This is a genomic window from Lysinibacillus sp. NPDC056232, assembly GCF_042267565.1.
Lineage (GTDB): Bacteria > Bacillota > Bacilli > Bacillales_A > Planococcaceae > Lysinibacillus.
Genome location: NZ_JBHJTF010000001.1, coordinates 296025 through 319124, shown reverse-complemented (window position 1 = coordinate 319124; position 23100 = coordinate 296025). Strand labels below are relative to the sequence as shown.

The following is a 23100-nucleotide window of genomic DNA, read 5'->3' as shown; positions in this document are numbered from 1 at the left end:
TACAACTTAATAAGACATACTATACTATCTAAAGGAAGCGTTTACAACTATATTTTTTAATTATTCAGTATATTTAGTTTTCAAACCTTAAATAATCGTAAATCCTCCATCTATTACAAGCTCGCTTCCAGTAGTAAAAGATGCTGCATCTGATAATAAATAAATAACTGCCCCGACTAATTCTGCTGGGTCACCCAGACGTTTCATTGGTGTCAATGTAGCCCATTGTTCTCGCCAATCCTCTCGAACAAACGCTGTAAGCTCCGTAAACATATATCCTGGACTCATACAATTTACTCGAATTCCGTACTTAGCCCATTCATAAGCTAATGATTTTGTTAAATGTGTAACACCCGCCTTCGATGTATTGTATGATGCCTGTAATTGTGGATAATTAACAATAATACCTGACATTGATGCTGTATTTACAATAGCACCTTTGATTTGATTTTCTACTAAATACTTACCAAATAATTGAGCGACATAATAAACCCCATTTAGATTTACATCTATGACGCGGTTCCATTCTTCTGGTGTTGACTCAATTACTGGCTTTTGAATAACAATTCCTGCGTTATTAAAAAGTAACTCAATTCTACCCATTTCATGAATCGAACGTTCTAATGCCTTTTTAATTTCTTGATAATCTGTAACGTCTACTTCCTGAGAAAATGTCCTTCTCCCTGTTTTCTCTGCAATTTCTTTTGCTGTCACTTCTGCCTGTTCACCATTGATATCAAAAATAACTACATTAGCCCCCGCTTCAGCTAAGCTTTCTCCAACAGTCTTGCCAATGCCACGAGCTCCTCCTGTGATTAAAACGGTCTTTCCTTTTAATGAAAATAACTCATTCAATATTTGCACATCCATCCATCCCTCCCATTTTTCGTCTACCTTATTCAAATCAATATCGCCTATATCACAGACATAAAGTCGTAACATTCAGAATATTGAAGATACATAAATTTCAGTTTATGATTACTTAGCTACTTATCCTTCATTATTAAACTAATATACAGTTTTATATTTTTCATATACCTTTTGTAGAGCAAAGTAAAAGTCATCGAATTGTCTTTTAGCAAGTTGATACATTTCGACCAACTGTGGATTAGGCTGTTGTGAATCTTGAATATGCAAGAAATTTTCAATTACATCAAAGCTATCATAAATACCTGCGCCCACACCGCCTATAATTGCCGCACCCATAGATCCAGCCTCATCTAAATAATTAGGGATATGGACAGGTAACTGAAATACATCCGCAATAATTTGGCACCAAACCCTACTTTTAGCAACACCACCAATCACAATCAGTTCATCAATGTCGATATGCTCCTTTAAAATGTCAAAAATAATCCCCAAGTTATAGGTAACACCTTCTACAACACTTCTTAGCATTTCTTCATAGGTGGTATCTGATTTAATCCCTAAGTAACTTCCCTTAGAAACGGTGTCCCAGCGGGGAGCTCGCTCCCCCAAAAGATACGGTAAAAATAGAACACCTCTCGAACCAGGCGACGCCTTTTCAATCTTTTTATTTATTAAATCATATGGTGAACTACTTGTTTGCTCAGCAGTTTGTATTTCAACTTGACAAAGTGTATCCTTCATCCAGTTGAACGAACCACCTGCATATTGCATTGTACCGTTAGGCGCATAATATCCTGGAATAGCATGTGCCCATGTTACAATGCGCATTTCTGGATCAAAAATAGGTATTTTAGAAGTCGTAGTAACCCATGCAGATGTACCAAGAGAACAATACGTCTTTCCTTCCCTAACAGATCCCGCACCGATACTAGCTGTCACACCATCCCCAGCACCAATGACAACTTTTGTTCCTTCAGTAAGACCAGTTTCTTTTGCTGCATCCGGTAAAATTACACCCGCTTGATAAGTAGATGGCTTTAAGTCCGGTAATTTCGATAGATCAATGCCACTTGCCTCGATAATATGTTTAGACCATGTAAACGTTTTCAAATCGAAGCATCCCATACTATTTCCATCCGAGTAGTCAGTGACAAATTTTCCTGTTAATTTAAATACAATATAATCTTTAGCATTTAGAGTCTTATGAGCTTTTTTATAAATTTCAGGTTCATTATCCCGTATCCACATTAATTTTTGTATACCATAAGAAGGTGTATTACGATGACCAACAATCTGATAAAACTCTTTTTGAGAAATGGTTTTCCCTAATTCAATTGATTGCTTAACTGCTCGTTGATCAGCCCAAATAATAGATGGGCGTAATGGCTCTCCATTTTTGTCTACTACTAAACACCCCATCATTTGACCACTAAAACTCACTACTTCTATTTGTTTTGGGTCAATATTTGAGTTTTTAAGGATATTCAAAGTAGATGAACAAACCGCATCCCACCAATCATTTGGGTTTTGTTCTACCCAATTTTCATTAAAATAGTGAGTGGGATACGAAGAAATATAACTATCTATTAATCTTCCTGATTCATGAAATAACGCTGCCTTATTTCCAGAAGTACCAAGATCATGCGCTAAAATATATCTTTCCACTTTTCTGCTCACCCCTATTTAAGTAGTTGTAATTATTATTTCAAAACTATTTTTATCTCCTCTATATCGTGCAATGGAATATTCAATTGGTTCATCTCGATAGTTAAATCCAATGGAAATAAATTTTTGGATCGCCTTACCTTTTTCCATATTTAAATAGTCAAAATCGTATTTTTCCGATTCAACTGCTTCGATATAACGTCTAATTTTACTTATTTGTGTTTCTATAGATTCACCTAAGATAGGATACAAAGATTCTTTTACAAAATCCTTTTCGAGCACAAATTTACATTTATCATATGGAAGGTACGTTTTAACCATCACAATTGGCTCATTATCTGCAAATCTTCTTCGATGTAAATAAATAACTTTTGAGCCTAATGGAATATTTAATTTATCTGATACAAATCCAGGTACATCTATTACTTCTAATTCCACTACTTCCGTGCTTGGTGACATACCAAGGTCTCTTATTTGATCATTAAATGAACCAAGTGCTTGAATAAAGCTTTGTTCAATTTTTGGCGCTTTTACAAATGTTCCTTTACTTTTTACTCTGTATAACCATCCTTCTTGAACGAGTTCAGCTACTGCTTGACGTACAGTTGTTCGACTAATGCCATAAATAGCACTTAATTCTTTTTCTATTGGTATCGCATCACCTACTTTTAATGTTCCATTTTTAATATCATTTAAAATCAATTCCTTTAATTGATAATACAAAGGAATTGGTACTGATTTATCTAATTGATGAGCCATAGTTAAACCTCCAACATGCAGCTATTTAAAATAAATAAGCCCGTTTTTTAGTCAGTAAAGTTCCTTACTATATAGAACTTTCCATAAGATTATTTTATAAATGTTCTAGTTAAAAGCAAAGTATTTTGAAATATTTACATATATGCTTAGTTAATAATCAAGATAAATCCTCTATTAAACGTCACAGATTTTAAAAAGGATTTCCTGCATGAGCGAAGGGAAAATCTGTACAAACACATTAACTGAGACATAATTGATTACAATACAAATCGGACTTTATTTATATAAACCAAATGTAAATGATATATTTTCATCATCAATAAAGAGAAAGCTCAACATTAACTAATCTCACTAAAAATTTTTCAAGCTTTTTTCTCTTACAATATCTAGCTTTTTTATAGGAAGATATGTGTATATAGCTCTCCTCTACATATAATTAATAATGAAAAATCGTTGAAAAATTATATACTTTAGAAAATTCAGAACTCACTTACAGTTCATTATAGCACTAAGTTAAAATATATCAATGTTATTATGTAATGACATAATGATATATTTTAGTTATGAGATGCAGTGTTTATGTTGGACTACACTATATAAAGCATCCTCACTACAAAAATGGAATTGGCAAACGAATTGTTTACCAATTCCATTTTATCTTTATTGAATCGGAATCCAAATTTCAGAATAAAGGTCGGGACTAAATGGATCTTCGTCCGAGTACACTTCCAGCTCAGCTGTCCCAGTAGGCTCGTACGGGTTGGATGGGAACCATTCAGAGTAAATTTGTTTCCAAGTTTTTTGCATAGCATCCGGCATTGGACCGTGTACTTCAAACACAACCCATTTTGATGCTGGTACTTCCATTGCTTTCAGTTCTTCTGGAACATCCCCAATATGATCCGTTGCAATCCAATAATCAATAAAACCATTTTGTTCGCTGGCATTTGGTGCACAGACGCCAAGCACCCCTTTAATCTCTCCATTATTTAATGCAAATAATTGATGATCCATCCCCTTGCTGTTAATTTCATCCCAAAACTTCGGGATTTCTAGCAAATTCTCACCATTTTGATAATTAAACGTTCTTTTCACTCCTACCACTTGAAACTTTTCTTTTTCTACGATTTTATACTTCATTGGTTCTGCTCCCTTCAGGCTCACCTGGATAATTAGGCGATTGTATGATTGTAGTTGTCCTTGCTTCTTTCTTGCTTCACTAGGCGTTACGTGGTGCTGCTTACGAAATGCCTTGGTGAAAGCTTCAGGAGAGTCGTAGCCATATTTGTAGGCGAGATCGATTACTTTTTGCTCTGTATTTATTAACTCCTGTGCAGCTAATGTTAACCTTCTTCGTCTTATATAATCTGCAATAGACATATCCGTTAAAATCGAAAAAGTCCGTTGAAAATGAAAGACCGAAGAATTTACCTCTCGTGCAATTTGCTCCATTGTGATGTCATCTAATAAATGCTCTTCGATATAATTTATTGCTTTTTGAATCGACTCAATCCAACTCAATTGCTCTCACTCCTTGTTTATAGCTTAAAACATCAGAATTAGTTATTCCTGTCTTTTTATGCTAACTTTGGACTGGTTAAAATGAAAGCTTTATTTTTATTGGCACATCACTATAGCGTGGGATTGATTTCCGTTCCGACTGTGCGCTTTGTTGCTGCCGCTTCGCTTTCGCACAGAAAACATCCGCTTCGCTGCAGGGTCTCGGGCCAACAGATGTTTTTTGCGCGAAAGCGTAGTGCAACGAAGCGACAGCAACAGCACCGATGTTGGTCACGAAGGCGTTATCACAGGATGTGATGCTTTTAGCCTTCGTTCCTCTATTGCTGATCCCCGAAGAGTCGCCCAGCCTCCACTACAATCAACCTATTTACATAGTTATTAATAAATTTCATCTCAACTTTTAGATACTATAGGTTAAAATTAGTATTAAATAACAGAATTAGATTGGAGGTATTGATATTGGTTAAATGGCAAGGAGCTGCAGGAATTTGTTTAAATGAAGATAATCAATTATTGATGGTTTTACAAGGTACTAAAGAAGAGGCAAAAACATGGGCAGTACCATCTGGCGGAAAAGAAGATACTGAAAATTTCGAGGTATGTTGTATTCGTGAAGTGTATGAAGAAACAGGATATGTAGTAGACATCATCAGAGAAGTGTTACAAAAAAATAATGATGCAGTGGAAGTTCGTTATTTTGAGACGATCATTACTGGTGGACAAATGATGATACATGATCCCGATGAATTGATTTATGAAATTGCGTGGAAATCAAAAGATGAATTACTCGATTTAACATTATCCTTCCCTGAAGATAGACAATTTCTTTTATCATTTTTTCAATAAACCTCTCTTCCGCGGGTAAACTCTTAAAATATTACTTCATTTTTACCTTTTCAACGGCCGCTTCGTATATCAATTTATCATCGATTTTAATATATTGATTTCTCGCTGCCTTACAATAGCCTTCTTGTTCTAGAAAATCCTTTAGCTCCGATTTCTTCGCAAATATTTTTTCAATGACATTCTGCTCCACTTCAAATTCATCTGTTCTTTTAGCAATGGATACCCAATATATTTTCGACAAGTTATTTCCCCCTCTGGATCAATCATTTATAAATAATTAAAGCTGAATGTATAACTGTATGTTCCCCTATATATAACGTATTGTATTTAATATCAACTATTAAATACTCGCTTAAATCCAATAGAGCGTTATTAATATCATGTTCAAATTGTACAATATCATTATTTTGGATCGTTACTACTTGAGTCGCTTGCGTCATACATTTTCACCCTTTTCTTCTAATCATAGATTAAAAGGAAGTATTTGTCACAAAATATTTTCGGTAGTAGCTGGGAACGCAATAGGAGTAGATAGACCACGAGAATATTATACGGAATATTCGGTAATATATGCTTCAAATTCCTTTTTAAACATGAGATGATTGGAGCGAAGCTGAGCAACTTCTTAGGATCAGCATTAAGATGAATCCCTCAAGTTCGTTTTAAAGGTGTTGCAACTAAGTATCTTGATAATTATCTTACTTGGTTCTTATTTGTCGATATCGTAGTAACGAAAGTACAAAACACAATATTAAAGAGTTCTTGTTTACATCTTTTTTGTTCGAAATGACAGATACCATTGAAAGTCTTCGTCTGTCCATATTTAATTTTTAGCTGGTTCTGCTAAAGATAGGAGTTTTAGTATGGATATAAATGTAATGGCGGAAGTATATAGGTTAGGGATTTTAATAGGTCTTTATACTGTTCAGGATGTGATTAAATGGGCTGATAATGTTATTGAACGCCTTGATAATCCACCGTATGAAGTAATTGAAATATCATTGTCTTCACAGGAAAAACCCATTGATGTCTGTTCGAAATTAAAATTGTTCAATGGAGGTTTAAATAATGACGACCTTCCTTCTAAGATATTACTCGGACTGCTGAACGAATATTTTCTTTCAATCAACAACGTATCAGACGTTTTTTCAATGTTATTTCGATTAAGTGACCATTTACAGTTAGAAGAAAGTAATGAGTGGATAGAGGTTGAAATGAATTACTTGTCGGATGCTTTTTATTTAGCAGACCAAAATATATATGGTGATTTGAATGAAGTGGGTAATAATTTAAAGAATTATTTATCTCAGTTCGAAGATTATGCAAAATATTTATCCATATAGCGGCATTTATGAACTACATGAAGTTGAAATATGATTGAGAAGCCCTTTCCCTAAAATTCATTTTAAAAAACAACATTAAACATTAACGTAGCCTATAAAAATATCGTAGTTCAAATGGAGAGATTCACTTGAAAATAATAGAGCGAACAATAATACTATCGTGTGCAGCTATATTCCTATTCATTGTTTTTAAAGCCGTATATAATGGTGTACTGTCAAATAGATCTTTAATTAAACCGCAAAGTTCAAATTATTATCAAATAATCGATAAAGATTTTAATAAAACAGTAGACGTACCTTTTACTGATATCACCTCATATAAGGGTAATGCTGACTATATTTATATGAGCGTAGATCAAGAGAGTCCTTCTCTTGATAATAAAATTGTTCAATACAATCGCAAGACTCAAAAATGCACAACCATTTTTAACAGTAAATTTAAATTACCGTCAGTTCAAGGGATAGAATTAAATGATAATTGGTTATTGTGGGTAGATACCGATGAAAACGGAGGGTATCTGAATCCATATTTTATGAATTTGAAGACGCAAGAAATTCAACCATTAACAAAAGAAAATGAAGAAAATGTTATTAATTATTTCCCCATACTGATCGGAGACTACGCTACTTGGATTAAAAAGGACAGAAAAAGTGAAAAAGCGGAAGTTATGCTTAAGAATCTCAAAACAGACGAAACTATAAGTATAATTAATTCAAATAGCTTTACATTCAGAAATATGTCTTTGTCTGCAAAGGATGGAAAAATATTATTTACTGATGAAAAAGATCATTTTGGATACCTCTATTTATATGATGTAAAAAGTAAAGAAATAAAAGAATTTAAGAGTTCATATGAATTTATTGATAGGGCAAGACTACTAAATGATCGACAATGGGTTTACCTAACATTTGACGACCCTTCTGAACCTTCAACTGGTGATGGTAAGCTAATTTTTTATGACGCTTCGACAAATCATACGCAAGAAGTTGTTTCGGATATTGATAGTGTAAGTGATCTTAACACTGATTTTAATAATCAAATATTTTTATATTTCAATGAAAATGAGTACTATAAAAAATTTATGATAAAGGATCATCTATTAGTTGAGGATGGCTGGTTAGAAATACCTAACTTTTATAGATTTTCAGCTGAAAATGGTGTTTATATCCATGATCAAGAACTTCCAAATGGAAAATATAATTTAGTTATCCAAAGTAAGCTAACTAACTAAAAAGGGCTATCCCTATCAAGGAAAGATTGGGATAGCCTTCTTCTTTATAAAATTTGAAAGACATTTTAGATCAAAAAAGTGTTGGAGCACCAAGCCCCAACACTCCCCTCTAATACATTCTTAAATATTCTTCCCGCTCCCAGTTATGGACACGCGTGCGGTATTTATTCCATTCTATTTCTTTTGCAGCAGTGAATTTTTCAAAGATATGGTCCCCAAGTGCTTCGCGTATGATATGATCCATTTCAAGTTCAAGGAGTGCGTATTCCAATGACGATGGGAGACTGTCGATACCATTCAATTCACGTTCAGCTCGTGACATTTTATAAATATTTCGATCTACTGCATCCGGTGGTGTGAGATTTTTGCGAATTCCATCGAGCCCAGATGCTAAAATAACAGCCATTGCTAAATAAGGGTTTGCTGCCGGATCGACAGAACGAAGCTCGATACGTGTTGATAATCCTCTTGCAGCTGGAATTCGAATAAGTGGTGATCGGTTTTGTGCAGACCATGCTACATAGCAAGGAGCCTCATAGCCCGGCACTAATCGTTTATAGGAATTAACAAGTGGGTTTGTGATAGCTGTAAAGCCGTGTACATGTTTTAGTATCCCTGCCATAAAGCTACGCGCTGTTTGGCTCAATTGCAATTCTGCACGTTCATCATAAAACGCATTGTTATCCCCTTCAAATAATGATAAGTTGAAATGCATACCAGAACCGTTAACACCGAATAGTGGCTTTGGCATAAAGGTTGCATGCAGTCCATGCTGTGCAGCTATCGTTTTTACAACAAGCTTAAACGTTTGAATATTATCACATGCTTCGATAGCATTTGCATATTTAAAGTCGATTTCATGTTGACCAGGTGCAACCTCATGGTGTGATGCCTCAATTTCAAAGCCCATTTCTTCTAACTCTAATACGATATCACGTCGACAGTTCTCCCCTAAGTCAGTTGGGGCTAAGTCGAAGTATCCACCACTATCATTTAACTCAAGTGTTGGATGCCCTTTTTCATCTAGCTTAAATAAGAAAAACTCTGGCTCTGGTCCTAAATTAAATGAGCTAAAACCTAACTCCTCCATCTCCTTTAAAACTCTCTTCAGATTGGAACGGGGATCGCCTTCAAACGGTGTACCATCTGGTCTAACAATATCACAAATAACACGGGCCACTTTGCCTTTCTCCGCAGTCCACGGAAAAATGACGAATGTATCACGGTCAGGACGCAAATACATATCTGATTCTTCAATACGTACAAAACCTTCAATGGATGAACCATCGAACATAATTTTATTGTCCAATGCTTTTTCTAATTGGCTAACTGGTACTTCAACGTTTTTTATTGTTCCTAATATATCAGTAAATTGTAGGCGAATAAATTTCACATTTTCTTCCTTAACACGAAGTTTAATATCCTCTTTTGTATAACATTTCATTTTTCACCACTCCAATGTAATTTTAATTAACACAGATTTTTATAACTGTTTTTAAAATACATTAAAAGGATGTAAAATACAATATCTATGTAAGGTTTTGTTACATGCATTTTATCGAATATATTTATCTTTTTTTCAGATGGATAGAGTCCCCTCTCTGAATATCATTTAAAGGTGTCTTTAGACTTATAATAAAGCGCTTTTGTTAAAAACAATTTTGACTTTATTGCTTGAAGCAAGAACTTTTTTTCCATATTTTATATCACATTAGTCTTGTATAATATCATATTTATTGGTAAATTTATAGCAAATTAGAATTTCTATATTATTCATCAGATAAGTAAATATGGCGTATATATAATAGTCGGAAATTATTATATCAATTTTGCCTTGGCGTAATTTCGTCCGAGGCTTTATCTTCTGTTAAAGATACATAAGGCGGTGAATGTAGGAAGCATGTCAGTATTAATTATTGGCAACGTAAGTAATGATGCGTTGCGTCTGCAAAAATATTTTCATCGTATCGACATCAATAATATTCATTGCTTTACAACAACTGACGCAGCAATGAATTATTTATCAGATCCTTTGAAAGAAGAGCTGGAATTAATTATTCTCGATGCAAAAATGACGCTTAAAAATTGCGAAAATATTTGTCAACAAATTGGCGAACTGAAAAACTGGGTTGATACCCCTATCCTTCTTTCTACTACTTACGAAAAAAGCATTACAATTGATAGGGTTTTTGAAGCCGGGATTTTCGATTTTATTTTAAAACCATTTGATTTCACTCAATTTAAAACTCGGATTCAGGTGGCCCTTAAATATCAAAAGGAAACAAAGCTCCGAAAGCAGCAAGAAAGTATTATTCAAAAAGATTTAATTGTCGCGAAGAAGTTCCAAAAAAATGCACTATCCCCCCCATTGAATCTTGAGCATATTCAGATCGATGGACTTTATGTTACATCCAATACATTAGGAGGCGACATGTATTGTTGGTTTAAGATTAACGAACATCTAACTGCCATTCTTCTTTACGATGCAATGGGGCATGGAATTGCCGCATCACTCGTTACAATGTCCATTAGATCTTTGTTAAAAGGAATAATTACGAAATTAATTGATCCAGTTTTAGTAATTCGAGAACTTAATCGCCAAATTTACGAGTTATTTTCTGATGAAGATATGGACCGTTTTTTAATGACAGCTATCTACATACTCATTGATACGAAAAACGGAACTGCACACTATGTTAATGCGGCTCATCCATCTGGTTTCTTATTTGGAAAATACGGAGAAACGGTGTTCCTTCCAGCAAATACACCTATTCTAGGGTTATTCCCAACTATTCATATCAATAAAAAAACGATACCTTTATCCGGATGGCATCGCCTAATACTTTATACGGATGGATTATTGACAATAAATGAGCAACAAGTCGTTGATATGGACTTTTTCCATTTATACGCTTCACAAGATAATAGCTATGCCTTGCGAAAATTTTCTCAAAAATACGACTTATTCGACAATGATTACAGCGATGATATAACAGTAGTTTCAATAACAATTACATTACAGGGTCGGTGATTGATGATGGAATTCATACTCAATGTAAATCCTGATACACAAGCTATAGCTTATGTAGATCAAGTTATGGAGAATTATACAAATATATATAATCTACCTTTTAAAAGAGAAATACGATTTGTCGTACACGAATTAGTTATAAATGCTGTAGAAGCTATGGAAAAGCTTGAACCATACTCCAAAAAGGTAATGCAAGTACATGTATCCCACTCTCATGAAGAAATAAAAATAACGGTTACCGATGAAGCAAAAGGGATCGCTGAAAAGGATTGGAATAAGGCTCTACAATTTGATTTAAACGAACTCGATTATTCAGATCGTGGGCGAGGTTTATTTTTTGTAAAAAATATGGTCGACCATATTTGGTTTGAAAATATATCTGCAACAAAATTTTTAGTTGGTATTTCAAAAAAGATTCATGTATAAAGTAAACGTAAAATTGGAGGAGTTTTCATGAAGCTGTCAATCCGAAAGAAAATGAGCCTGTTAATATTCGGGTGTATTTTGCTACTTACTACACTTTTAGCAGGAATAAATTTTTATGTTGCCAAAAAAAATCTTTTAGAAAGCGCAAATACAAAGCTTTTATCAGATATTCAACTGGGCTATGAATATTTAGATGCTAAATTCCCTGGAGAATGGTCCATTAAAAACAATCAATTGTATAAAGGCGACGTCAAAATGGTAGACAATTTTGACGTCGCTGATAAAGTTGGAGAGCTAACAAACGGAAACGTCGTCTCGATCTTCCAAAACAATACTCGCATTAGTACAAATATAGTCGAGAATGGCGAACGCGCATTAAATACAAAGGTTTCTGACGAAGTTGCGAAAGTTGTGTTAGGAGAAAAAAAACGTTTTATCGGATCAGCAAACGTCCTAGGTAGTATGCATCAAGGAGCCTACGACCCCATTTTAAACAGCCAAGGAGATGTTATTGGCGTATGGGCGACAGCTGTTCCAACCTCTCCTTATATAAGCATCGCTACAAAGTCGGCACTGGAAAATGTAGCGATTTCCTTAGGAATTGCCATATTAATGATTGTTGGAATTAGTTGGTTTTTACAGCGACAAATCATCACCCCTATCAATATTTTAAGTACAAATGCTAAAGAATTAGCAGATTTAAATTTAAATGTAAAGTTATTAAACCCTAAAGGTAAAGATGAGATTGCTATTTTAGCAAACGCCTTCAGTGATATGAAAAATCACTTAACGGAGACGATGACAATCGTAGCTAGTAGCGCCAACCAAATAACTAACTCATCGCATTCATTAGCAGAGTCATCACACCAAACAAGTGAGGCTTCTAACCAAATTGCACTTACGATGAACGAAATCGCCGTTGGCACTACGACTCAATCTGATCAGGCTGAACAAATAGTGTCAATGATGCAAAAAACGATTGAAGAAGTATCAAGTAGTTTACAAAAGGCCGAGAACACGTTAAATAGTGCTACAGAATCGACCCATATTGCACGTAAAGGTGAAGAGGCTATTAATGAGGCTATCAAACATTTAAGCGACGTCACACAAACAGTGTCTTACGCGACAGATTCTATCCAAAAACTCGGTAAACGCTCCGAGGAAATCGGTGGCATTATTACTGTTATTACCGGTATTGCTGAGCAAACAAATCTACTTGCCCTCAATGCAGCCATCGAAGCAGCACGAGCAGGTGAGCAAGGAAAAGGGTTTGCAGTTGTTGCATCAGAGGTACGCCAGCTAGCTGAACAATCAAGTTTAGCATCAGGACAAATTACAAATCTCATTAATGATATTCAGGCTGAAACCTCTGTGACCGTTCGCACAATGGAAAGCAATCTGCTAGCAGTAGAGGAGCAAGTAACAATTATCAATAAAGGAGGAACAGCTTTAAAGGAAATTGTTGAAAAAGTCGAAGAAACAGAAAAAGGCGTTGAGCAAATGAAAGCTGCATTTACGCATGTAAACAACAACTCCTTAAGTGTTCAACAAGCTATTCAAGATATTTCCCGTATCATTGAAGACTCTGCAGCAGCAACAGAAGAAATAGCCGCAACATCAGAAGAACAATATGCAACCGTTGCAGAAATTACGCAAAGTTCAGATGAATTAGCATCAATTGCTGATAAATTACAAAATGAAGTCAATAAATTCAAGTTTTAATTTCTATAGATTTAGAATTCCCTAACATGAAAAAGAAAATGGAGGCGCTATAGTATGAATCAGAAGAAAATTGCGATGGATATTGACACAAGGGCTGATTATATTTTGATTGCGTTTACTGGCGATTTAGAATACGGGATGATTGAAGAGTTAAAAAAAGAGCTTCAATCGTTAAGCTTGGAAACAAAGCATGGATACATTATCGATATGCAAAAGGTTACAAATATTGATAGTACCGGCTTTGGCATGATCGTCAATTTCGCAAAGAAAGTAGCTGTAAAAGAAAAGAAAATCGCCATTATTGTCGTCGATAATTTCATTCGCAACTTGTTTGCTATTTCGCAAGTCGATAAAGTATTCCCTCTTACTGAAAGCGAAGAGCAAGCAAGACAAATCATGAAAGAAGGCTGGTTAGGCGAGCTCTCGCTCAGCGAATACTAACCCTATTGCTGCCCCCATCATTATCAATTTCGCCTGGATGTAATTACGTCCAGGCTTTATCACTACCTTCAGAGGTCGGAATCTGCTGTAGCTGACGCTTCGCTTTCGCTACCAAAACATTTGCTGATTGAAGATAAAAAAGAAGGTTGCATTCTGTAAAAAAGATTGCAACCTACTCTCTTTAATATTGTAATAGCATATTTACAAACACAACGATAATCACAGTGGGTACCACTATTAACATCAAAAGACGATATGTTGAATAGAAACCCTGCCCCAACTTACTTCCTATTAACAATTCTTTCTTCACAAATTCTTTATCAACTACATACGCAATAAAGATAGCAATCAATAAGTTACCCAACGGAAGCATTAAATTAGAAACTAAAAAGTCGGTTGCATCAAAAATTGTTTTCCCAAAGATTGACACGTCCGCTAATGTACTTGATGAAAGCGCTGCAGGAATCGCCGCAATAAAGACTACTACACCTAGTAGCATTGTCAACGCAGAACGAGACATACGCCCTTTCTCAATAAATGCCGCTACGATAATTTCATATAAACTGAAGGAAGAAGTTAGCGTTGCGAATAAAAATAATAATAAAAACATCGCTAAGAATATTTCACCAAATGGCATTTGACTAAATGCTGTTGGCAGAACCGTAAATAATAAGCCTGGTCCAGATGCCGGTTCTAAATCAAAAGCAAATACAACAGGGAAAATGGCTAATCCTGCTAAAAACGATACAAGCACAGTGAGAAGAACAACAGAGCCCGCAGAATTCGGTAAGCTTACATCCTTCTTTAAATATGAGCTGTATGTCACAAGACAAGAAAATCCTACCGCTAAGCCAAAGAAGGACTGCCCTAACGCTTCTAATATAGCCTTACCAGTTATATTAGAAAAGTCAGGCCACAAGAAGAATTTAACCCCCTCCATTGCTCCATCTAATGTTAAAGCCCGCACAACAAGCACAATAAACATAATAAATAATAAAGGCATCATCCACTTATTGGCCTTCTCTATACCATTTTGCACACCAAGTGAAATGACTAGTACATTTACTAGCGTAAACAATCCTAAACCTAATAATGTAATCCACGGTGTCCCTACAATTTTTCCAAATAGCTCACTAGGGTCATTGGCAGGATCAATAACAGCCCCAGTCACACCAAGGCCACTATATATAAAAATCCAACCTCCTACAACACTGTAAAAAGTTAATAATAAAAAACAACCGAGCACACCCATACGACCAACCCAAGCCCAGCCTGTTTTCGTCGGTGCAATTTTTTTATATGCAGTCACAGCCTCAGACTGAGTACCACGACCTAAAATATATTCTGATAATAACATCGGTAAACCAATCAACAATGTAAATAGAACAAAAATTAGGAAGAACGCTCCTCCACCACTTTGTCCAGTAACATACGGCAGCTTCCATATTGCCCCTAGCCCGATTGCAGCTCCTGCCGATGCTAAAATAAAGCCTAGTTTACTAGACCACTGACTCTTTTTTTCACTCATCTCTTCAAACTCCTCTAACTCTCTAAACTCTTCTTTATTCTACATGAAAATACTATACTCGACTAGATTAATTCTATATATTACTTTTACGCAATATTATCCAACACTTCAATCATTCTATTCATTCTACACAAAAAACCTCGAGCGATTAACAGCTCGAGATCTCATCTAAATTATTTTGTTATATACATAGAACGCTGATGATGAATCCATTTACGCATTGTTGTGAATAGTAATGCCATGATGATAGTAATTAAAATACCTTTCACAATGTTAAATGGCATTGCGAGGGCATCTATTTCTGACTCTAACTTTGATAGATGCTCTTTGTATTGAAGAAGGATCTTTATATACATATCCCCTAAGTCGTTTAGACACTTTTTTAAGATCAGGTTTTTTTACCGAACTACCTTTAACTGTATTATAATCTTCAATCTGAAGTATACCTTCATTGTCTAAGTTATAAACAAATAATTCTGTATTTCTAACATTTTTTAATGCGTTAAGAATAGGTGTAGGAAGAAAATCCACCGTATCACCTGCCACAGCTATAGCCTGGAAATCACCTTTTTGATAACCATTTGATATTGTCGTAAAAATAGCGGTTCTCTCTGCACAGTTAGTTGCACCTAGAGAAACATTTTCTACGTTTACTCCATTAATTACAGCTCCATCTTTTAGTAATAATGCTACTCCAACTGGGAATTTGGAATAGGGTACGTATGCTTTCGCTTTCATCTTACGTGCACTTTCCATTAATAACTCTTTGTTCATAATATCCACCCTTTTTTCTAAGAATGAACTTTTTAAAGTTCCCTTAACGTCAACATTTTGTTGACAGGACTATTAATACTATATGTGAAATAGATATCTGTCAGTATAATAGATGTAACAAAAGATTCTATTAATAATAAACATATGCTAAAGTATCTTTAAAAGTGAAGATGCCTCGATGAGATAAACATCGAGGCATTTTTAGGGCTAAATATGTGAAAGGCTGTTTGAAGGTCAAAATTATTCAGTAGTTAACTTTTTATTACTTCTTAGGCTGTAAATCCTCAATTGAGTCAATGTCCATATATGCAGGAACTACAAATCCATTTTTTGTACCTTTTAAGTTCTCACCTAAATCAACTAAGTCATCCTTATATTTTTCATAAAAAGAGCTATGTGTTGTTGGTAACCAAGCAGCTACTGTTGCATCAGCTACGCCTGTAGCGATAGCTTGAAACATAATTGCAGGATCTACAGGTGTGATTGTGACAGTGTATCCGAGTTCTTCAAATACAGCCTGTAATACACTACTCGAAGCTCTTTCTGAATCCCAAGGTGTTGAAGCTAATTCAATTTCTTTTCCGCTTACTTTTTTCGTATCTTTTGTCCACTCATTTACTTTGTCTTGGTTTTCTTCTATCCATTTGTCTGCTGCATCTTCAAATGAACTCGTTTGTGCTTCAAACATTACAGCTTCCATATCTTCTGGTTCCCAATAAAATCTATCCAAAATTGTATACGCATCCGGTAAGTCTTTTTCCAAGCCCTTACGCGCAAGTGTATTGATATTTTCCGATCCACCTAATGTCCCTTGAGGATCTTCTAAAAATTTCAAATCATAAGATGAAAACATCCAATGTGGTGTCCATCCGGTAATAATAATTGGATCTTCATTTCGAATAGCCTGCTCTAATGAACCTAACATCCCAGGTGTAGAACTTTGTTCAAGCTCCCAGCCTTTTAAGTTTTCATATTTCTCTATAGTATTTTCCGCCAGACCAGTCAACCCAGCTCCTGGTTCAATTCCTATAATCTTATAGTCCACTTGCTCCCCTATGCTTGGCGTAGTTCCTGTTGAATTGCCAATGTCTTTTTTGCTATCTCCATCTCCACAGCCTGTTAAAAGTAACGAAATAGCTAACCCTAAAGTGAGTCCTACAGATTTCAATTTCATCTTTTTTCATCCCCCTAGTTTGAAAACTTAGAGTTTTAGAGACTTCCTAAGAAACTCTTTATTAAAAATTTTTTACTCCGCTACCAAAAGTAACAACTTGATTTTAACCACAGGTTGTTACTTTTGTCAAACCACTCAATCTTTTAAATACCCATTTTTGCACGTTTACTAACATAATTCTTCACAAAAAAAAAAGCCTTTGAACGGCTCTCAGTTCTTTATTTTAAAAAAATAAAAATAGCCTATCCATAAGGTTATTTTTCCGTGAGACATTTCCATAATTTGTTTAATAAATAGAATGAATATATTAAAATGAAGGTAAAAGATGATATTGTTTACTAATTCCTAATAAAACGTAATTATTGGTTGGGGGATAAAAAATTGAACAGAAATTCAATAGCAAATATATTCTTTTTTACAGGAAGCATTTTGCTCATATTAAAATTACCATTTGTAATGGGGTATTTAAACGAGGTTCGAGTAAACTACGATACATATGTTCCCTTATATAAGTAGATGTATTTTTTAGGAGCACTAGATTAAACAGTAGGAGTTATAACTAAAATTAGTTTTTAAATATTATTCGAAAAGATTTACATTTTTAAATTACAATGTGTGATGTATCCTGCGTAGCCGTAGCTACTCAGACCTTCCTCCCCTAGCCGTTTATGGTCGCTAACACCATTCAGACACCCAAGCAAACAAGGAAGCTTGTAGTGGTGTCCTATACCTTTGTGTGCGATGGGAAGGTAGTAACCTGTCAAGTTTAGATTCAATTGGTGTTACTAGGTTTCCACCAACGAGCCAACATGACCTCATGCTACCTAAAAAAGACAATAGAAAACTATAACTTTGCATTTCCACTTTTTTTGAAGTAGAATGAAGGCATGTTAAACGCTCATATTTAGTTGTATTGGTGTACCGCTAAATGCGTTGGAGGGTAGCATTGCGAGTGCTAACCCTCTATTTTATTGCTTATTTCTCTAATTCCTCAAAATATTGAAGCATGGCTTGTACATCTTCTTTTCTCAATGTCATTCGGCTTATATTAAATTGCCTACCATTGTGTAGCAAAGTATTTTCCTCAAAGGATACTGAATTAAATTCAGGATTGTATTGTGTTGTAATTTGACGCATACCATTTAAAGTTTCATGGATAATTGTTTTCATATGGTTTATCCTTCCTAAATGTCTAAATTATTTAATGGATTGTATTTGTCATTCTGTTCTTTTAAAGCCGATCCCCACAGTGCAAGATACTTTTGAGACATATTTAATGATGAGTGTCTGAGAATCTTTTGTAGCGTGAATACATCTCCTCCATTAACTAAAAATCGATGAGCAAACGTATGACGGAACGTATGAGCCGACAATCTAACATCTTTAAAGTTCATAGCTATTTGCAGACGTTGAAACACGCTTTTAGTTGAGTCATAAGCCATTTGCGAGCCATCCCTGTTAACAAAGACGTATTCTGGCAATTCTTTAAAGTAGCGAGTACAAAAAGCCTTTAACTCGTTTAACTCATCAATAACCTTGTCTGTTAATGGCATTGTTTCCTGCTTTCTATTTTTCCCAAATATATATAACTGAAAATGTTGTTCATCAATATCTGACCACTTAATCCCTCTTAATTCTCCAATTCTAATGCCAGTACCGAGCAATAAGATAATAATAGTGTGATTTCTGTATGCCGTGTATTCATGATCCTTTCTTCTCAACCTTCTGTAATAGGAAAGCATTTGTCGAATATGCGAATCCGTGAATACTTCAATACGATAGTCAGTTTCTTGACGTTTTACTTTTTTACATGGATTAGATTTAATATACTCGTTACCCAATAAGTGGTTGAAAAAAGTATTGAGATTTTTCAGCTTAACATTAATCGTAGTTGGATTATTCCCTCGTTCATTTTTACAATATAATAAGTAACTTTTAATATGGGCATGTGTGACATCTGAAGCATCTAATACCTCGTTTTCAGTCGACCAGCGTTTGAATTCACGGAAAAATATTCTATATCCATCTAATGTACTTTTGCTTAAATTCTGTAACTCTTTTTCCTCTAAAAAATCTGCAATCGCAAATTTAAGCAACAAAAAAAACACCTCCTAGACTTTAACAGTCCAATAAGGTGTCATTACTTGAACACTATCCTAAATCATACTTTTTTTCACGAAATTAACTCATATACATAGAACGCTGATGATCAATCCATTTACGCATTGTTGTAAATAGCAATGCCATGATGATAGTAATTAAAATACCTTTCACAATGTTAAATGGCAAAATACCAGCTACGATCATTTTATATAGTGAATCACCTACAACAGGCTCCATACCTAAAAAGTAAGTGTACATAGGTAAAAATACTGCATAGTTTAGAATACTCATTCCTACTGCCATTACAATTGTTCCAGCAGCTAAACCTCCGATAAGGCCTTTAACTGTTTTAAAGCGATTAAAAACAAAGCTCACTGGTAGAATAAATAAAATACCTGTTACAAAGTTCGCGATATGTCCTACCGGTACTCCCGTTGGCGTGCCTGAGAAAACCCAGTCCAACACATTTTTAAATAATTCTACTAAAATACCGGCTACAGGTCCCATAGTGATTGCCGCTAGTAATGCTGGCATATCACTGAAGTCCACTTCCAAAAACGCTGGAAATGGCGGAATTGGGAAATTAAAAAGCATTAATAAAAACGAAATACTGCTCAGCATACCAATCGTAATATACGATTGAAGTTTAACATTTTTCTTCATAGAAAACTCTCTCCTCTTTGCTGATTCAATCTCGCAAGAAGAAAGGTTACGACCTCATCAATTATTATTATGAAAAAACCCTTATGCAAAAAGAGCATAAGGGAGAATAGGCATAATTAAAGAACGCCACTAATTAACTACTTTCGAGCTACCGCTGTGTAAATCCACAACGAAAAAACGCTCGTACATAGCTAAATTCATAACAATGAATGACGATCGTACCTCCATCTTCTCCCATCCAGACTTTAACTGTCGGCCTTGGAATTGCACCAAGTCAGCCATGCAAAAAAAATTATTTGCACAGGTCGCGGGCTGAAGAGTTTTTAGTAAATCATTCGAGCTAATGAAAAACATTAGCGATTTACAACTCTATTACCGCCGGTCGGGATTTTCACCCTGCCCCGAAGATGAATCAATATTTTTTTATTTCATAGCCTTACTATAATGAATTATGAAGGAAAAGTAAATAGCTTTGCTTAAAAAATTCCGATTAAACTTGTATGTTTTGCAGATACTCGCTAATAGCTCAGAACGCCACGTCCAGTGGTAACGACTGAGTGACCAACATTGAGGTGGGAGACTTCTGTACTTGACGCTTCGCTTTCGCTACAAAAAACATTTGCTGAAAGATGTTAAACTAACAAGAGCATTCACGCACATATAGCGGCGAGAATGCTCCGAAAAATTCACTTATAAAATTACATGATTTATTTGTTGTTATGCTATTTATGGCATATATCGTTTATTGGCTCCTACAGGCTTTGGCAAGAAATTTTTCAAATCAAATCCTTCCCAACTCTCCTGTACAACATTGTCTAGACGTACTTGTTGATCAAAGCTTGCAGCAGTAAGCATCATTGCTTCAATTAATTGGGTTGCTCGAACCACTTCCATTGTCGTTAAATCAAGCGGCTCGTTAAATGTAACAATAACGCCTTCTGCTACCTCTTTCACTGTGTATGTTATATTTTCCGGAATGACTGGAACGTATGCATCATCATTTTTTGCTCTCATATCGGTAAGAGCTTCTGTTACAGTGGAAAAGGTTTTACGAGAATCGGGTGATAAATATTCAACTCCATTTTCATCTTTATATAAATAATAATTAAAATGATTTGAACTTGTTAGTGCCATAGACTTTCTTGTCTCTTCTTCTTCGGAAAGCTCGTTTGCTGTACCATCAGGATTTTTGAATTCAATAGCTTTATACTCTGAGTCTGAGAAAGTATCTTGTAATGTCCCTAAATATTCTCCAGCATCTTTAGAAGCGACATCATATTCATTTTTCTTCGGCAATACATGAACCAGTTGATCGCCCTTCTCCTTCAATTCTCCTTTATATGGATGATAATTAGTAAAACCATTTGCTTCCTCATCAATTTGTGGCGCATACTGTTCATACATTTGTAATGTTGTAGGCTTTTTCTTTCCAAAATCAGTAGCCACTCGTTCATTTGGAATAACATACGTCATCGGTACGCTTTCCTTATCACGATTTGCCAAACCAATATGGAATGCTACAGCATCAGTTAAATCATCTTCATAAACAGATGATCGTAGAGACATAATCCGTGAATGTTCTGATACTATGTTAGACTCCATAATACGATCATGGATAGAGCTATTGGCTGCACGATTATCCTGCATTGTTGAATATTGAGAAGTTTCAGGAGCATTAGCCTGATCCATTTTTGCATCATTATTATTCATGAACATAGAGCCTGTAAGTACTGTTAAAGCGAAGACAGCTGCAATACTCATAAAGATTGGCCATTTACGACCTTCCTTCTTTATTGTCGCTACCTCGGTACTTTCTTGTTGCCTATGTTGTTCTTGCGATGTTATTTCATCATCAATTGGTTGTTGTATAGCCTGAAGTTGGACATGATCCTGCAAGCGAGCATCTGCCAATAATCGATTTAATATTTCTTCTTTCGAACGGCGGTCAGAAAGCTTAGGGGCATTATTCAATATATGTTCCAGTTGGTCATCATCGAATTGATTATGTGTCATTGCCGTTTCGCCTCCTGTTCTCTAACCTGTTGTAGCTGTTGCCTTAAAAATTTTATGGCACGATGCTGTGTAGTTTTTACCTTCGCTTCTGTCCAATCTAATATTTGTGCTGTTTCTGCAATCGATAAATCTTGAAAGTAACGCATAATAATGACCATTTTTTGGTCACCTGTACAGTGTTCAAGTGCTGATTGAACCTGCATAAATTCATCACTTGCCTGCAGCACGTCTTCGGGTAATGGTGTGGTTGAATGTAGCTGTTCCGTTTCCCAATCAAAAAAATCAAGTGAATGTTTTTGGCGTACAGCCTGCTTTCTAAAATGATCAATAGCGACATTTTTAGCAATAGCAAAAAGCCATGTCTTTTCGCTGCTATTGCCTGCGAACTTATCATATGAGCGCAATACGCGAACATAAACCTCATGCGCTAAATCCTCAGCAAGTGTACGGTTTTTTACTAAATAAATAAGAAACTGGAACACGTCTTGATGATATGCATCGTATAATCGATGGAACACGGAGTCATTCAAAGCACTCCACCCCCGTTCTATTTATATTTGTCGTCTTAATGTTCATAGAAGTTACATCCAATTAACACCATTTTTTAACTTCTTTCAGCAAGGTTGTTGGCAGCGAAAGCAAAGCGACAGGTACAAATGTTTTTTGTACCGAAAGCGTAGCGACAGGTACAAATGTTTTTTGTACCGAAAGCGTAGCGACAGGTACAAATGTTTTTTGTACCGAAAGCGTAGCGACAGGTACAAATGTTTTTTGTACCGAAAGCGTAGCGGCAGGTACAGATGTTTTATGTAACGTAAGTGAAACGGCAAGTACAGAAGTCTCCCACCTCTATAGATGGTGAGAAGAATCCGTATTTAAGCTACTTTTCAGTGGGTGTCACGAAATCGGCTTTGTGCAAGTACAAAGCCGATTTCGGACACATTGTTTATCTGCGTGAAAGCGCAGCGACAGCAACAAATGTTTTCTGT

At 35.4% G+C, this 23100-nt stretch carries 22 protein-coding genes, 2 pseudogenes and 1 riboswitch; of the genes and pseudogenes, 9 read left to right on the top strand and 15 right to left on the bottom strand.

The window, feature by feature from the left end; translation table 11 throughout:
* Positions 1-87: 87 nt before the first annotated feature.
* From ACFCYJ_RS01645 to ACFCYJ_RS01630, 4 genes are all read right to left on the bottom strand, one after another.
* Complete coding sequence (locus ACFCYJ_RS01645) at positions 88-942, bottom strand: glucose 1-dehydrogenase (RefSeq protein WP_376069795.1); 855 nt, start codon at positions 940-942, stop codon at positions 88-90.
* Positions 943-1008: 66 nt separating this feature from the next.
* Positions 1009-2535: a xylulokinase gene (gene xylB, locus ACFCYJ_RS01640; RefSeq protein ID WP_376069792.1), complete on the bottom strand. Its 1527-nt coding sequence runs from the start codon at positions 2533-2535 to the stop codon at positions 1009-1011.
* An 18-nt stretch (positions 2536-2553) separates the two neighbouring features.
* Positions 2554-3294, bottom strand: a complete 741-nt coding sequence (locus ACFCYJ_RS01635) for a GntR family transcriptional regulator (protein ID WP_376069789.1) — start codon at positions 3292-3294, stop codon at positions 2554-2556.
* 660 nt (positions 3295-3954) lie between these two features.
* Positions 3955-4815, bottom strand: coding sequence for an AraC family transcriptional regulator (locus ACFCYJ_RS01630; protein ID WP_376069786.1), 861 nt, complete (start codon positions 4813-4815; stop codon positions 3955-3957).
* A 220-nt stretch (positions 4816-5035) separates the two neighbouring features.
* Here ACFCYJ_RS01630 and ACFCYJ_RS01625 point away from each other — a divergent pair, with 220 nt between their 5' ends.
* Together ACFCYJ_RS01625 and ACFCYJ_RS01620 are read left to right on the top strand one after the other, a co-directional pair.
* Positions 5036-5197 carry a hypothetical protein gene (locus tag ACFCYJ_RS01625; protein ID WP_376069784.1) on the top strand — a complete coding sequence of 54 codons (162 nt, stop codon included), beginning with the start codon at positions 5036-5038 and terminating at the stop codon, positions 5195-5197.
* A gap of 134 nt (positions 5198-5331) precedes the next feature.
* Entirely contained in the window at positions 5332-5661 is a 330-nt protein-coding gene (locus ACFCYJ_RS01620; protein WP_376070018.1) for an NUDIX hydrolase, read from the top strand.
* A gap of 31 nt (positions 5662-5692) precedes the next feature.
* On the opposite strand, the gene ACFCYJ_RS01615 is transcribed toward ACFCYJ_RS01620, so the two are convergent.
* Both ACFCYJ_RS01615 and ACFCYJ_RS01610 read right to left on the bottom strand, forming a co-directional pair.
* Positions 5693-5902: a hypothetical protein gene (locus ACFCYJ_RS01615; protein WP_376069781.1), complete on the bottom strand. Its 210-nt coding sequence runs from the start codon at positions 5900-5902 to the stop codon at positions 5693-5695.
* A 22-nt stretch (positions 5903-5924) separates the two neighbouring features.
* On the bottom strand, positions 5925-6101 hold the full coding sequence (locus tag ACFCYJ_RS01610) for a sporulation protein Cse60 (protein WP_156304561.1): 177 nt from the start codon (positions 6099-6101) through the stop codon (positions 5925-5927).
* 218 nt (positions 6102-6319) lie between these two features.
* Between ACFCYJ_RS01610 and ACFCYJ_RS01605 the strand changes: the two are divergent.
* The 3 genes and pseudogenes from ACFCYJ_RS01605 to ACFCYJ_RS01595 form a co-directional block, all read left to right on the top strand.
* Positions 6320-6495 (top strand): annotated as a pseudogene (locus tag ACFCYJ_RS01605) (IS1595 family transposase); the annotation flags it as partial.
* Between the two features lie 29 nt (positions 6496-6524).
* The gene (locus ACFCYJ_RS01600) at positions 6525-7004 is read left to right on the top strand and encodes a hypothetical protein (protein ID WP_376069777.1); all 480 of its coding nucleotides are present in this window, start codon (positions 6525-6527) and stop codon (positions 7002-7004) included.
* A 128-nt stretch (positions 7005-7132) separates the two neighbouring features.
* The gene (locus tag ACFCYJ_RS01595) at positions 7133-8236 is read left to right on the top strand and encodes a hypothetical protein (RefSeq protein ID WP_376069775.1); all 1104 of its coding nucleotides are present in this window, start codon (positions 7133-7135) and stop codon (positions 8234-8236) included.
* Positions 8237-8345: 109 nt separating this feature from the next.
* On the opposite strand, the gene glnA is transcribed toward ACFCYJ_RS01595, so the two are convergent.
* Positions 8346-9680: a type I glutamate--ammonia ligase gene (glnA, locus tag ACFCYJ_RS01590; RefSeq protein ID WP_376069772.1), complete on the bottom strand. Its 1335-nt coding sequence runs from the start codon at positions 9678-9680 to the stop codon at positions 8346-8348.
* A gap of 456 nt (positions 9681-10136) precedes the next feature.
* Between glnA and ACFCYJ_RS01585 the strand changes: the two genes are divergently transcribed.
* The 4 genes from ACFCYJ_RS01585 to ACFCYJ_RS01570 are packed head-to-tail and all read left to right on the top strand — an operon-like array spanning position 10137 to position 13856.
* Complete coding sequence (locus tag ACFCYJ_RS01585; protein WP_376069769.1) at positions 10137-11267, top strand: SpoIIE family protein phosphatase; 1131 nt, start codon at positions 10137-10139, stop codon at positions 11265-11267.
* A gap of 3 nt (positions 11268-11270) precedes the next feature.
* Complete coding sequence (locus tag ACFCYJ_RS01580) at positions 11271-11693, top strand: ATP-binding protein (RefSeq protein ID WP_376069766.1); 423 nt, start codon at positions 11271-11273, stop codon at positions 11691-11693.
* 27 nt (positions 11694-11720) lie between these two features.
* Positions 11721-13415, top strand: a complete 1695-nt coding sequence (locus ACFCYJ_RS01575; RefSeq protein WP_376069764.1) for a methyl-accepting chemotaxis protein — start codon at positions 11721-11723, stop codon at positions 13413-13415.
* Between the two features lie 54 nt (positions 13416-13469).
* Complete coding sequence (locus ACFCYJ_RS01570) at positions 13470-13856, top strand: STAS domain-containing protein (RefSeq protein ID WP_376069762.1); 387 nt, start codon at positions 13470-13472, stop codon at positions 13854-13856.
* Positions 13857-14037: 181 nt separating this feature from the next.
* Here ACFCYJ_RS01570 and ACFCYJ_RS01565 read toward each other — a convergent pair whose 3' ends face one another.
* From ACFCYJ_RS01565 to sigX, 8 genes and pseudogenes are all read right to left on the bottom strand, one after another.
* A complete protein-coding gene (locus ACFCYJ_RS01565; protein ID WP_376069759.1) occupies positions 14038-15384 on the bottom strand; it encodes a sodium-dependent transporter in 1347 nt (448 codons plus the stop codon).
* A 516-nt stretch (positions 15385-15900) separates the two neighbouring features.
* Positions 15901-16158: pseudogene (locus ACFCYJ_RS01560) on the bottom strand (cytidine deaminase); the annotation flags it as partial.
* Between the two features lie 262 nt (positions 16159-16420).
* Positions 16421-17332 carry a glycine betaine ABC transporter substrate-binding protein gene (locus tag ACFCYJ_RS01555; RefSeq protein WP_376069756.1) on the bottom strand — a complete coding sequence of 304 codons (912 nt, stop codon included), beginning with the start codon at positions 17330-17332 and terminating at the stop codon, positions 16421-16423.
* Positions 17333-18307: 975 nt separating this feature from the next.
* Complete coding sequence (locus ACFCYJ_RS01550; RefSeq protein ID WP_376069753.1) at positions 18308-18502, bottom strand: hypothetical protein; 195 nt, start codon at positions 18500-18502, stop codon at positions 18308-18310.
* 14 nt (positions 18503-18516) lie between these two features.
* Entirely contained in the window at positions 18517-19440 is a 924-nt protein-coding gene (locus ACFCYJ_RS01545) for a tyrosine-type recombinase/integrase (protein ID WP_376069750.1), read from the bottom strand.
* A 73-nt stretch (positions 19441-19513) separates the two neighbouring features.
* On the bottom strand, positions 19514-20098 hold the full coding sequence (locus ACFCYJ_RS01540; protein WP_376069747.1) for an ECF transporter S component: 585 nt from the start codon (positions 20096-20098) through the stop codon (positions 19514-19516).
* A gap of 222 nt (positions 20099-20320) precedes the next feature.
* Positions 20321-20511, bottom strand: a riboswitch (FMN riboswitch).
* 313 nt (positions 20512-20824) lie between these two features.
* Complete coding sequence (locus ACFCYJ_RS01535) at positions 20825-22111, bottom strand: RNA polymerase subunit sigma (protein WP_376069744.1); 1287 nt, start codon at positions 22109-22111, stop codon at positions 20825-20827.
* A complete protein-coding gene (gene sigX / locus ACFCYJ_RS01530) occupies positions 22108-22641 on the bottom strand; it encodes an RNA polymerase sigma factor SigX (protein ID WP_376069741.1) in 534 nt (177 codons plus the stop codon). The genes ACFCYJ_RS01535 and sigX overlap by 4 nt, the downstream gene beginning before the upstream one ends.
* Positions 22642-23100 lie beyond the last annotated feature (459 nt).

Bases quoted from the DNA above. Each gene is read 5' to 3' on its own strand.
- ACFCYJ_RS01645 (WP_376069795.1), bottom strand. From the start codon at position 942: ATGTTACGACTTTATGTCTGTGATATAGGCGATATTGATTTGAATAAG.
- ACFCYJ_RS01635 (WP_376069789.1), bottom strand. From the start codon at position 3,294: ATGGCTCATCAATTAGATAAATCAGTACCAATTCCTTTGTATTATCAA.
- ACFCYJ_RS01620 (WP_376070018.1), top strand. From the start codon at position 5,332: ATGGTTTTACAAGGTACTAAAGAAGAGGCAAAAACATGGGCAGTACCA.
- ACFCYJ_RS01610 (WP_156304561.1), bottom strand. From the start codon at position 6,101: ATGACGCAAGCGACTCAAGTAGTAACGATCCAAAATAATGATATTGTA.
- ACFCYJ_RS01600 (WP_376069777.1), top strand. From the start codon at position 6,525: ATGGATATAAATGTAATGGCGGAAGTATATAGGTTAGGGATTTTAATA.
- glnA (WP_376069772.1), bottom strand. From the start codon at position 9,680: ATGAAATGTTATACAAAAGAGGATATTAAACTTCGTGTTAAGGAAGAA.
- ACFCYJ_RS01585 (WP_376069769.1), top strand. From the start codon at position 10,137: ATGTCAGTATTAATTATTGGCAACGTAAGTAATGATGCGTTGCGTCTG.
- ACFCYJ_RS01580 (WP_376069766.1), top strand. From the start codon at position 11,271: ATGATGGAATTCATACTCAATGTAAATCCTGATACACAAGCTATAGCT.
- ACFCYJ_RS01575 (WP_376069764.1), top strand. From the start codon at position 11,721: ATGAAGCTGTCAATCCGAAAGAAAATGAGCCTGTTAATATTCGGGTGT.
- ACFCYJ_RS01570 (WP_376069762.1), top strand. From the start codon at position 13,470: ATGAATCAGAAGAAAATTGCGATGGATATTGACACAAGGGCTGATTAT.
- ACFCYJ_RS01565 (WP_376069759.1), bottom strand. From the start codon at position 15,384: ATGAGTGAAAAAAAGAGTCAGTGGTCTAGTAAACTAGGCTTTATTTTA.
- ACFCYJ_RS01555 (WP_376069756.1), bottom strand. From the start codon at position 17,332: ATGAAATTGAAATCTGTAGGACTCACTTTAGGGTTAGCTATTTCGTTA.
- ACFCYJ_RS01550 (WP_376069753.1), bottom strand. From the start codon at position 18,502: ATGAAAACAATTATCCATGAAACTTTAAATGGTATGCGTCAAATTACA.
- ACFCYJ_RS01540 (WP_376069747.1), bottom strand. From the start codon at position 20,098: ATGAAGAAAAATGTTAAACTTCAATCGTATATTACGATTGGTATGCTG.
- ACFCYJ_RS01535 (WP_376069744.1), bottom strand. From the start codon at position 22,111: ATGACACATAATCAATTCGATGATGACCAACTGGAACATATATTGAAT.